Annotated in this window: 7 protein-coding genes and 1 pseudogene; 7 read left to right on the top strand and 1 reads right to left on the bottom strand. The window is 47.2% G+C overall.

From position 1 onward, the window contains the following. Positions 1 to 1,794 (top strand): annotated as a pseudogene (locus RSX24_RS31815) (DUF5704 domain-containing protein); the annotation flags it as partial. 360 nt (positions 1,795 to 2,154) lie between these two features. On the opposite strand, the gene RSX24_RS31810 reads toward RSX24_RS31815, so the two are convergent. Next, a complete protein-coding gene (locus tag RSX24_RS31810; protein WP_343262846.1) occupies positions 2,155 to 2,313 on the bottom strand; it encodes a hypothetical protein in 159 nt (52 codons plus the stop codon). A 975-nt stretch (positions 2,314 to 3,288) separates the two neighbouring features. Here RSX24_RS31810 and RSX24_RS31805 point away from each other — a divergent pair. The 6 genes from RSX24_RS31805 to RSX24_RS31780 form a co-directional block, all read left to right on the top strand. Next, a complete protein-coding gene (locus RSX24_RS31805; RefSeq protein WP_343262845.1) occupies positions 3,289 to 3,507 on the top strand; it encodes a hypothetical protein in 219 nt (72 codons plus the stop codon). 338 nt (positions 3,508 to 3,845) lie between these two features. Next, a complete protein-coding gene (locus RSX24_RS31800; RefSeq protein WP_343262844.1) occupies positions 3,846 to 4,493 on the top strand; it encodes a hypothetical protein in 648 nt (215 codons plus the stop codon). A gap of 202 nt (positions 4,494 to 4,695) precedes the next feature. Beyond that, complete coding sequence (locus RSX24_RS31795) at positions 4,696 to 4,833, top strand: hypothetical protein (protein WP_343262843.1); 138 nt, start codon at positions 4,696 to 4,698, stop codon at positions 4,831 to 4,833. A gap of 3,763 nt (positions 4,834 to 8,596) precedes the next feature. Continuing rightward, on the top strand, positions 8,597 to 9,313 hold the full coding sequence (locus RSX24_RS31790) for an aspartyl-phosphate phosphatase Spo0E family protein (RefSeq protein WP_343262842.1): 717 nt from the start codon (positions 8,597 to 8,599) through the stop codon (positions 9,311 to 9,313). A 138-nt stretch (positions 9,314 to 9,451) separates the two neighbouring features. Further along, positions 9,452 to 10,414 carry a copper amine oxidase N-terminal domain-containing protein gene (locus RSX24_RS31785; protein ID WP_343262841.1) on the top strand — a complete coding sequence of 321 codons (963 nt, stop codon included), beginning with the start codon at positions 9,452 to 9,454 and terminating at the stop codon, positions 10,412 to 10,414. Positions 10,415 to 11,056: 642 nt separating this feature from the next. After that, a partial coding sequence (locus RSX24_RS31780) for a DUF5704 domain-containing protein (RefSeq protein ID WP_343262840.1) occupies positions 11,057 to 12,021 on the top strand: 965 nt, incomplete at its 3' end.

The raw sequence follows: 12,021 nt of genomic DNA, 5'->3' as shown, positions 1-12,021 counted from the left end.
GTGGCCGAAGCTGCGGTTCCGGACGTACAAGTCGAAAACGACTCCTTAGTGTTCAAGGGCCAAACGATCATGAATAAACAGCGGACGGCCAAAGCCGGTCCGCAGCCAGGACAAATTCCGGCGCCGGTGCAGATCGGAAAGGACGTGCTGTACAGTCCGCATAACTACATTCCGACCGAGAAGACCAACAAGAAGGACGCGACAAGCAAGGGCACCATCGAATACCTGATGGCTGCTGGAAGCATCAACACGGAAGAGGAAGAATTGGAATACGAGATCCACGGCATAAATACGGTTACCGTCCATACGCCGGTCGTAAACTATTCGGCCGTGTCGGACGACCAGCCGCACAACCAGAAGACCAAGCCCGACATGACTCGTTCGGCCCTGATCCTGGACCGGCCGTTCACGGTCCGGATTCCAACATCAGGCCAACACCTGGATGCGGCCGAGTATCCAGGCTATGGCAATCGTGATTACGCCAAGTATTTCCGGACGAAACAAGTCCGGTTCCCGTTTGACGTGTACAACGAAAGCAAAAGTCAGTTCATTCCGAAAGATAACTGGATCGACGTACCGGTGGACCAACTGGATACCACATTCTATCTGCCGGTATGGGTAGACGAAGGCGATTACCAGGTCTATTTCCGCAACATTGCGGAGAACGCGCCGTTTGGCTACAGCTGGGAACAGGATGCGAATCTGGACTTGGCCAATCACGCAGCCGTGGACCAGGTATCTGTTCAGGTCATTGGCCGTTTGTATGACTTCCACATCACCGACATTGGGGATTACAATTGGGAACGCGTCTTCCGCGCATATGCCGGTAGCAAAGATGCTTCAGGCGTAAGCTACTGGGTTGGCCAAAATGGCATCGATGGAGATCCGCGCGGAAATAAGGAACCCTATACGTTGCCGATCCGTCCAGGAAGCAATCCACTCACCGGTATGAAAAACGTGGCCGTGAAGCAAGGCTATTACTTCCACTTCGATTTCAAGACGATGGGGAATATGTTCAGCCAAAAGGACGGCATCCGGATTACGCCAACATTCTCGTACGTCAGCAAAGAAGGCGGGACACCGATCCCTGTCGATCTGTACTACCAGACGAACGACCAACCCTTGGTAAAAATCGGTTCACCTGAAGACAAGGTACAGCGATATGTCATCTTGAATGACTGGTACCGAAACGTCAGCATGGGAGACTTGAAGAACGCAGCCTACTGGCATTATGACGAGTACCTGACTCCGGAAGAAAAGGCCGGTCAGGATCGGGAACTCTTCATGCGCAACTACGTGCTGAAATACGCTAAAAAGAAAACGCCCGTCGGCGGCTACTCGAAGCTGCTGCTTCCGGAACAGCTCAAGACCCTGATCGGGCCGAAGGAGATCCCGATGAACGCGTCCGTCACTCCGGAACGCGCGAACGCATCGATTCAACGATGGTTCGGTGAATATAGCATCCCGGCCGATACGCTGGCCGTGGCCCAAGGAACCAACCTGGCCGAGGTTGGCCGACTGAATGGTGGACTGACCAAGAAATCGCCGGTCTTCCTGAAGGATGGATATATCGTGGTCAACTTCAACATTGAATCGATCCAGAACGGAAACCTGCAGGCGCCGCACCTTCAGTACATCAATGCACCTTTGATGAATCAATGGAGACTGGAAGGCTACCGGCCGAACATCCTGGATTCATACCTGAAGATATATCACGTTAAAGACGGTGACGTTGTATTCTACAACGCCGACCAATCCAGCCGCGACGACTTCAGCGCGCAAGCACCGCACTGATCCGCGCCGAACGGCAAAAGCCCTGAGCAAATTACGCTCAGGGCTTTTTTTGAATTCTACGGAGCTCTATCGTGCCTTGTACGTCTCTGTATGGGTTACTCGAGACAATTGCAGCCACGTGCCGCAGAATTCCGCACACGCGATCCTGGAGCCTTTACGGTGGACTTCCCGGATACAGGAAATATCGTGGTCAATTCCGTCTATTTTGATCATCTCTTTCGAGAAGGTCCCTAACAAAACGTGCGTTCAGAGACGTTTAAATGGCCTTTTCCGGCATTTTGTCCCCTGGGTTCGTTAAGGAAGGGCCTGTCCCGAAAAATGCGGCAGAAAGGCGTATAGCCAGCCTTTCTGCACGCAGGATTACAGAAGGATGATGATGATGACGAATTGGACAATCAGAGTCAGGTTGGTGAACAGCTTGGTACACTTATCAGACGTTAAGAAGTTCCAGACATGCATGCTTGTCCACTTCGTGGCTGTCCAAAGCTTAGTCGCAATGGTCTTCAATTTGGTTTTCATAAAATCACTCCTCTCTCGTATGTGGCTTATGGATGCATTATAAGAAGGTTCCGCTCGATTTTTAACAAGAGCGTGTAATTCGTTTTGACTTCCCTTTGCAATGTGTAAATAGCGTTGGTGGGTCAAAATATAACCCCTGTCTCCAGAAAATTTTCTGGATATTGCATCATAAGCAAACGAGCTTGATCCATAACTCGATGCGTGTCGGATCCGGACCGACTAACGGATCAGAGTCACCTTGTTTCAGCTCCAAATGCATATAGGAATCCAAATCGTGATTTTAGGGTTTTGCACGCCAAGCTAAACTGCATGTTTTTGGCCTGTTTTGATCACTTTTCAGATCTGGGGCAATCCCAATAGGCCTTTAGGTAAGGATAGGATATCAGGCATTGGAATTTAACAAAATGTGGTAATACCACCCACTGACTAGAAAATTACGTACGTAATTTTGGCCGCCTTCAGCGTCCTTTTGTGACGTGGTTTCAGCGTGCGGCGGAGTCGAAGACGAGGCATGAGTTTGGAGCGACGAAGGAGAGAAAAACATAATGCAGGATAAGGCGCGTGTCCGCGCGGGACCACAAGCATCAGGCAAAGCCTGTTATTATAGTGTTTATTAGTGACACAATGAGGACCACAAACTATTACTTTTGTCTATTTAAAGACCACATAATTAAAAATATGCTGAAAATAAAGTATTTTCGAGGACCACAAAACTGAAATTGTGGTGATATACAGAGATTTGGATACGGCAGCTGCAGGCATGGCCAGTGATCTGAAGATGGGCCAGGTTAGATCCAGGCTTCGGATGTGTATACCCTGGTGAGCTGAAGGGGAACTTGCAAACGCATGATTAGGATCCATCTGCAGGGGGAATTCGGTGGGACGGTAAAATGCCGGCAACACTTTGGTCTGTATAAATCGATCGGGATGGTGGGGCCGTGAATCTTCCGGAGAGATCCGCGGAGCTACAAGCAAATGCACCTGAGCGAATGGTCCACACTGGCCAACTTGGCCAAGAACATTATCGAGAATGTTAAACATCCTTTTCGTGAAGGTTTTGACCTGCGCCGCTCCGGACCGCACCAAATGCCTGTCAAGAAACGGATAGGGGTAGCAGCTCACGAAATCCGGAGCAAAGCGGAGAAAGCGCAATTTGCACTATATGACCAAAAACAGAGCGATCCGAGCATGTAATCAAAAATGGCCAATCCGTCTGAAGGGCGAATATGGCCATTTTTGACGTGCCGCTCTCCAGACTTGTGTCCCAAATCCAAGATTTTGTGTAAGTCTCATAATGTCTCGTAATGTCTCGTAATGTCTCATATTGTTCGAAAAACCTTGCTATGATGAGGGTTAGCGGCTTGTGAGACATAACGATTACATATGTGTCAAATAGTGACATAATGCATGGTTATGTCGCTCATGGTATGATCGGTCCGTGGAATGCTCATGAGCGATAACAGGAATCCAAGGCGTTCTAATCGAATGTTTTGATACCGTGATCGAATGAGAGTGTTATAGGAGGATGAGGCGTGAGCGATAACCCTGGATTTGCAAAAGGTGAAGATGAATGGCGAACCATATCGGAATTGACGCAAAAATATGGCGTGCCGCAGCCAACCATTCGAAGGTATTTGGACCGTCATGGGCATTATCTGAAGGTGAAGAAGATCGGGAAGACGTTTCATGTTCATGTTGAATCGTTACCGGTTATCGAACGGATTAGAGAACTTTATGCTGCTGGGATGAATGGAGAGCGAGTGGAATTGGCGCTCTCTGAAAGTCGCTCGCCGGTACATATTACAATCGAGGAAACCGAGCGGGTAGTCTCTTTAGAGCAAGCTTTGGCCACAATGGCCAGACGGATCGGGGAAGGGATGGAGCGACAAGAACAGTTCAACATACAGCTACTTTCTGCGCTAGAGCAAGCCAAAGCGAATCAAGATTCGCTGCTATTTGAGTTGCAACAAGAACGAGAATTGAACAAGCAGCTTATGGAAGCGGCTGAGAGAGAGCGAGAATTGAACAAACAGCTAATCGAATCAGCTGAACAGGAGCGTAGGGAAAGCCAGGAACAAATGTCTGCGCTGAAGGACAGAATGGAAAAGCTGTACGAAGAGTTTTATGAAACGAAGAATGAAGAGCCTGCTTCATTCTGGAGCAGACTCTTCAGGAGATAATGGACAAAAAAATTTCATTATTGGGAAATGTGAACGTACGAGGCTCGGATCGTCCGGGCCTGGCTTAAAATCGCTGCGTGGTAGCGTGAAATTGGCGGGACAAGCACAGATTTCCATGGTACAATAATCCTAACGAGTCAATCGATTATGGGTGCGGTTATTTGTGGTCACGGCGTTGCCTCCGAAGGGAGGTGATTGCCCTATGACCACAATCATGTTGGTTTTTGCGTGGATCAAGGGGTTTGCAGCATTAGCCAGTCTTATACTGGCTGTGTGGAAACTCTCTGTATTGATCAAACGTCGTAGACGGCAAGCCAAGACGAAAAAACCCACCGTGTAATTAGGTTGCCGCCTAACGGTGGGTTTTTGCCAAGTGTTTTGTTTTGTAAACGGGCAGTGCCGTGGTTGCAACCACTCAATCTTTTGATACTCGTCGGTCTTCACTGTTACAGCAGTGAAGGCCTTTTTTTCTTGGTGTTACGTAGCACGTAGCACGTGAAAACCGTGTCACGTTATAAATATATACGATGTTGCACGGTTCATGTATATGTTCATTATACTACCCGAAGCTTTGACTATTCAATCTTGTTTTGTTTAAAACTCTATAAAACTTATTAAAACATTCTAACATATCCCTTAACATCAACACCTAAAAAGTTAACATCAACGCCAGGAGGGTTAACATTAAATCCGTTAATGTCAACATTTACTGAAGAACTGAAAAATGGATCCTTTTGATGGAGTTGGAGAGGTATTCAAGTAATCGGGGTATTGAACTACCTATTTCGGGACAAGATAGCAATTATGGTCCCCGTAAGACAAGCTGTCTTACAGATTCGTCTTACGAAATTCAGGTTAATTATCAGTGCGTATAGCATGCAACTATAAAAAAAGAACCCCTTGGCAGACCCAAGGGGGGTAATACTTGTCCGATGCTTACAGCATGCGAACGTGAGCTTTGACGAAAGAACCACTGCGCGGGTGTGCTGGAATCCAGACACCTTTACGGAAATGACCGCGCACTTTATGTGGTCTACGTCGATGAGAGCTAACGAAAGACATGAGCCTCTCCTCCTTCTTACAAACGTAATGTAAGAGAAGGCTCTCTGGCGTGCTTTCCTCCTTCATAGCCGGTAGTCTGAAGGGATTTGTACAGCTGCCAAACCATACAACCAACGACAGGATATGTATAAATTAAGGATCGGAAGTGGCAACAACTTCACCAATGTTGAGTAAAAACTGCAACAATTAGGCTTGACACCTGTTCCTTTAGTTTGATACGATATTGCCGTAGATTCTTTTCGGAACAAAAGAATATAGGTTTTCGACAAGTTTTTCTGATGCGTCAACATTAGAAAAACAAGCTGTTCAGCAGACTACCTAAAAATAAAGAGACTTCACCTACATTCATATTTAGTATAGGTGATTTTTGTGCTGCTGTCAAATGCTAACTAGGTAAATATATGAAGAAAAACAGAAAAAAAGGTCGAGCACCAGTGTGCTCGGCCTTTTTACATTTCGCCGCTGGCAGCCAAAGAGCTCGCCCTTTGGAATCCGCATTCCCATGCCGGGGGCGCCCCCCCTTCAGACGAGGTTGTCTGAAGGGAATCCCAATAGGGTGATCCAGGTAATCGATAAAGGGTTCGCACGTTGTGCCCGATAATCGGCCCTTGACCGATTTTCATTCGCTGAAGCTATAAAATGTCCTAAATCGCACTGTTCCGTACCCCCCATAATACCTGCCCGATCTCCCCGTTCTCTTGAACAACTCCATTCAACAAGCTGAAAAAATGCCTTTTTCATGTTCGGAAGCTGAAGGTTTACCCGTTAGCGAAAAAATAGATCCTATTTTTATGGACTTATTGCGTGTATATTTAGGGCCTATCATCGTATAGCGAAAGGAGCTAATCGAATGGCAGCAATGTATTCATGGCTCATGTTGTATGTTGCAATTATGGTATTTCTTGTGGCATTGGGTGTACTTCGACGAATGAAACGGTAATCCAAACGCAAAAAATCCCTTCTCGGATCCGAGAGGGGATTTTTTCGTATCTGAATGACCGGCTTTGGCCGTTTCAGTTTTCAATCCACGCACATACGCGAAGTAGGTGCGACAAAAGTTTTTCTGCCATCAATTCAAGACTTCAGGAAATCTTTGCTTCCTATGACTCTAGTAATTGTGTTATAGTTATTGGCAGAAACATCTAAATACCTACATAAGTAAGCAATGAACGACAACATAAAAAAGCGAAATAGCCATTTCATAAAAGCTGTTATCAGGACGCCAATCCTTCTAACGGCCATCCGATCCTCACACGATCGGAGAAACTGGCGCTTTCACAAATGGCTAACGCATGTGTTTAGTATAGCAGTTTTCGGACAGCTAAACAAGCGTCAGTACAGTAAAAACGTCTATATTTTGATGACTTTTGCTGACAGTGGCCAAGTGTAGAAAAGCCCTGGATTCTCCTGATTGGGAGAGTCCAGGGCTTTTTGCGTTCGCTGCTTATACCGTTTACGGATTTCCGCGCCGATCCGCGAGGACCGGCACTAAATCATATATGCACTTATACCTTAACCAACTACATATCGATCTGAAGCGCTCGTTCTCGATTTTTCAAAAATGGAGTAACGAGGGCCTGATTTCCTATTGTCTTTTTTCGGAAACGGCTGGATGAGCTGCGCGGCTCTGTGGAACAGGAGACCACATAAAAAGACCTGCCCGGTCCATGCGGCAAGCCCAGAGCTAGTGGATCGGTGTACCGAGGGTTGCCACGTTTTGGCCGTGGCCACTCGCACTTTAACCAGGTGCGAAGTGAAGCTTCCTTCTCGTCGTCTGTCCAAATGGCAGACCTGGGCAGAAAACGAAGTGCATTCCGATACTCATGTGACTCCATGAAGGAATGCGACCGTTCCGAAAAGTACGTGTTATAGGCTCGACTGAACCTTGCTGGAAACCGTTCAAGGCAGAGCAGAGCACGGTTAGAGAAGTGATTACAAAAACTGTGGTGGTGGAGAGGTCCATAGGAACCGTAACCGATCCGGGCGAAGCCCATAAGTAATCAAAGCCCTTCAGGGGCTTGTGGTAGAAACAACGCCGGCAGCCAGCCGCCGAAATAGTGCTGGCCCCGTTTGTTTTGGCACCTTATCCCGTAGTATGGCCACCGATGCCATCGAAAGTCCAGGTTTGATACCCTGGCCGGGATAAGGTGAATTGTGTCCACTTACCCCTAAAACTCCTTTTTTCACGAAAAGAAATGCCAAATCCTAAACCTGACAGAATTCACCGTTAATGCAGGGGTGGGCGTGGGGAGCATGCTTTTAATATAAAAAAACGCGTAGCGTTTTCACCTTTTAAGCCGGGCTGTGGATAGCTGAAGTCCTTGTGGCTGTAGGGTGTGGACAACATGGTATGGCTGAAATGATGGGTTAGAGCGAATAATGACCAAAAGGCAACAGAGTGAGTATCCGGGGGGGGGGTTAAGGTTGCGGACACCGCCGTAGCGATCCCGGACTGTGGTCAACGCGAAGCGTTGTCCATGGGCCGGGATCGGTCGGAACTGGCGAAGCCAGCCTTTGCGAATTAGCACGTATTTTCTGAAAGAACATCGTAAACGATTAGAATCGCATCGATGTAGGTCAAAAAGGTCAAAACCTTCTCGAAAAGGAAATGCCGGTTTAGCAGCAGCGGTTTGATCCAGGCGACGAGTGTATGGGTGCAGCCAGTAATCTACGATTTTCAAGCATCGTGGTGTGGACAAATTAAGCATTCGCGGCGGCAAATTTGCGGCGCGTTTTTGGGTAAAAATTTCGGCCCGAAAATCGCGAAAATCCGCGTCAAATAAAGGCTTAACAGTTGCTTGTTAGACGAAGTTTTGGTATAATAAGGGTAAGGAAAAACCTCTGAAAATGCGAAAGGAACCGTGCGACTTTGAGCGGCCCACGATTCCCTTCTAAACCGTTTCGTTGTTTGCAGACAATGAAACGACCTAGATCGTATTTTATTTGATTTTAACCGCTAAAATCAAATGTTTTTTTCCTATGGCCGCCTTTTCGCGGCCTTTTTTGCGTGGCCGCGATCATCTGAAGGAGGATGATGGCAAATGGAAAGATTGTATTGGTCGATGGTTGGGAAGCATTTCCCGCAAAGTTTGGTGATTCAACTGTTATCCATTGAGATTGACCAGCGGATCGCGATGGATCTTCCCACTTTTGCGTTGCGGGAAAGGTTGGAAGAACAGTTGATGATCTACATGGACATGACCGAATATCACAGCACAAAACAAAAGAAAGCTGTTCGGTATGTGTATAAGGACCTGGCAAAGTACACGTATGAAATGGAATCAGACTTCATTGTGAAATTTAATCATCGGAATGGACGACGGTTTGAGTACAACCTGAAGAGCGAGGAAATTGTCATGACTCTGGATCTTGGAGGCGTGGCCGTTGAAGAAAAGATGGATTTGTCTGCAACGTTCGAGCGGAGAGGATTAATCGAACGGGTAATGGTGGTTCGATTACCCAGCGGGGAAATGTGGAATATCATGGCCGAAGACATAGTGTATTGGAATCCGCCTGCAGTCATCCAGGTGTTGTTTGAACTATCAGTCGAAGAGCGAGAAGTAGCACTTACTCATACAGCGAAATTGAATCAAGAGTTAATTCAAATCAGCTTAGAGATTGAGAGTTTGCGGGGAAAGATGGTTGAAGCGATCGGAACGCAAATGGAATTGCTCCAAGACAACGTATTATGGGTTTCTGAGCAACTGGACGCGAAAATTGTGGAGTTAATGCGACTGCAAAAACTAAAACAGGCTTGATATATTCGACAAATCGAGCTAGAAAGATAGTCCTATAATACTATTTTTCGATAATTTATAATCTAAACGAACTATATGAGTATTGGGTATATATGCTTATCCTTGAGAGAGTCAAAGACAAAGAAGGGAGATTTTAGGATGAAAACAATGAAAAAAACAGTATTGAGCATGATGGTCGGGGCTATGGCCCTGACTTCGGGATTCGGAGGATCGGCAGCGCCGGCGGCGGCGGCAAGTACACCGAAGCAAGTCGAGGTTTTGCTGAACACGGTGAAAATGAAGTTTCCGGATGCGAAACCCTTCCAGGATGGCCAAGGCAGCGTCATGGTCCCGATCCGTTTCGTTTCGGAATCCCTGGGCGCAAAAGTAACATACTCCAAGACCGGCAAAGTGTCCAAGGTTGGCATCAAATCCAAGGACCACACCGTAGACATGATGATCGGGCAGACAACAGCGATCGTTAACGGCCAGAAGAAAGATTATGGCACGCAAATTATCTTGAAGCAAAACCGGACATTCGTTCCGCTTCGCCTGGTCAGTGAAGGACTTGGCCAAACGGTCGAATGGGACAAGATCGGCCGTTGGGTCTGGATCGGGAACAAAAACTTCCGGAGTACAGATGATAAGGAGTTTAAGCTCACGAAGCTGAGCGATTTTAAGGCATATACACAAACTGAAAGTATCTTTAAAAACATGAAGGGTGAGAAATATTCTGGAGTGAAGATCATCAAAGAAAGTGATCTTCCAATCCAACTTGGAGATAGCCAAGTAGTGTACAGCATTGAGATGGTAAAAAATCCTGTACAGGGTGACAATCTGATTCAAATCAGAAGCAATCACAGGGGAAACCCAGTTTCGTTTCTAGTTAAAAACAGTTTTGCACGTGGACGGCATGGTGTAGACGCCGCATTCGTGAATAATGGCGATAAGACAGGAATGAACCATTATCCGGAAGTAAGCAGTTTGGATTTATTCCAGAACGGAAAATTTATAGAAAACTATGACTATACCAAATTCAAAATTGCATCAGCAGATTACATTTTGCTTGAGGATGGGGACTTAAATGATTACGCCGTAGCCATTGTCAACCCGTTCAAATAAGGAGCTGCACCAATGAAAAAGAAAAGGGCAGCAGTCAGTGCCTTACTTAGCACAGTAATTATTTTGTCGTCCATTCTCACAATATTCACGTTTCGAACAGGTCAGGCGGAAGCGATCGGGTTCAACCGGCTCTATCAAGACCCAGATAAACCTAATGTCTATTACTTTGTAGGCATGGTGTATTACGAAGTTTGGCGAAATGCTGCAGGATCTTGGACAGGTGATGGCCATAAACCAGGTGATACTGTTCGCCGTGTTGATGGTGGGCCGTATGAATTTACGTTCTCATCTACTCGCAAAGTTAAGTCCGTGGAAATTTCGCCTTATAATTTTAACTGGAAGTATGCTGACGAAACGTTCAATACTTCCAGAACTGGAGAACTTGCAGTTAACCGTAAAAGGTATTACCAAGAAGCCACTTCAACCTCTAGCTATTCTTATGAGCAAACACCAGTGACTGGAATAGGAACTAACTCAGCGAAAATTGATGTCTTTGTTCGGAATGGTGTCCTTGTTGCAGAAAGGGCCGTAGATAGGAAATATGAAGAAGAGCAAAACGGACAGACATTTGCTGCAGGTGTATTAGGATATCGTTACTTCTTCCCCACCTTGTTTACAATTGAGCTGGAACCCGAAGAAGGTATGGCCATTATTCAACACTGGACTACCAGTGGCCAGCGGCTGAATGGCGTGGATGGATTCCAGGATCGGGAAGAAAAGCTGGAGAAGAATGAAGAATACAACTTTGTTCATACCGATCCGGGCGACAAGTACACCTATGAAGGCTACAAGAAAAGCACAGTCGCGCCGCCTTCAGGTGGATCGCGAAGCCAGGGTGATCCTGGACGATTCACGTATACTGGCACGTTTCCCGTGTACTACCTAAATTTCTATTACAAGCTGAAGAACGATGACACGCCCGAAATACCGAACAACGTCTGTACACCACCGCAGCCAGGACAAGTCCTGGAAGGCAAGTACATGGACCCGGTGGCTACAGGCGTCATCAAAGCCGACTTGCGCGGCAGCGAGCTGTTCGATGTCCTGAAGGGTATCCCAACTTCAGAAAGCCTGTACGGAAACGTCCTGGCCCGGGATTACCTGTTCCAGAACCGTTTCGTACAAATGACCGGCACATGTACATACACGGTCAACGTGGACCAGCAATGGACGCTGAACTGGTCCGAGCCAGTTCCTGGAACAGACGCGGAAGGAAATCCAACAACGGATTATGTCGACCGTACGGATAACGAAACCGTCAGCAGCTCCTACACCGTGGTCCGCCCGTACTCGTACTGGACGATCGACGAGCTGAGCGTCTACAACATCCGTCAGGCGACTTTGATCCAGTACGCCTTTGCCGGTGGCCAGATCACGATTGAACCAAGTGGCTACACGCCGCCGGAGTTCCAGGCAGCCAACAGCGGAAACTTCTATCCTGCGCCGCAGCCAGGCACGCAGCAGGGACCATCGCGAACCAAAAACGGTGGAACCAGCCGACCGTCTCCGGATCGGGAGAATTTGCAGGACGTGGCCGAAGCTGCGGTTCCGGACGTACAAGTCGAAAACGACTCCTTAGTGTTCAAGGGCCAAACGATCATGAATAA

The sequence above is a fragment of the Paenibacillus hubeiensis genome (genome assembly GCF_032334105.1).
In the GTDB taxonomy this organism is placed as follows: domain Bacteria; phylum Bacillota; class Bacilli; order Paenibacillales; family Paenibacillaceae; genus Paenibacillus; species Paenibacillus hubeiensis.
Note: the sequence above shows the minus strand (reverse complement) of the source record. Positions and strands in the feature narration are given on the sequence as shown.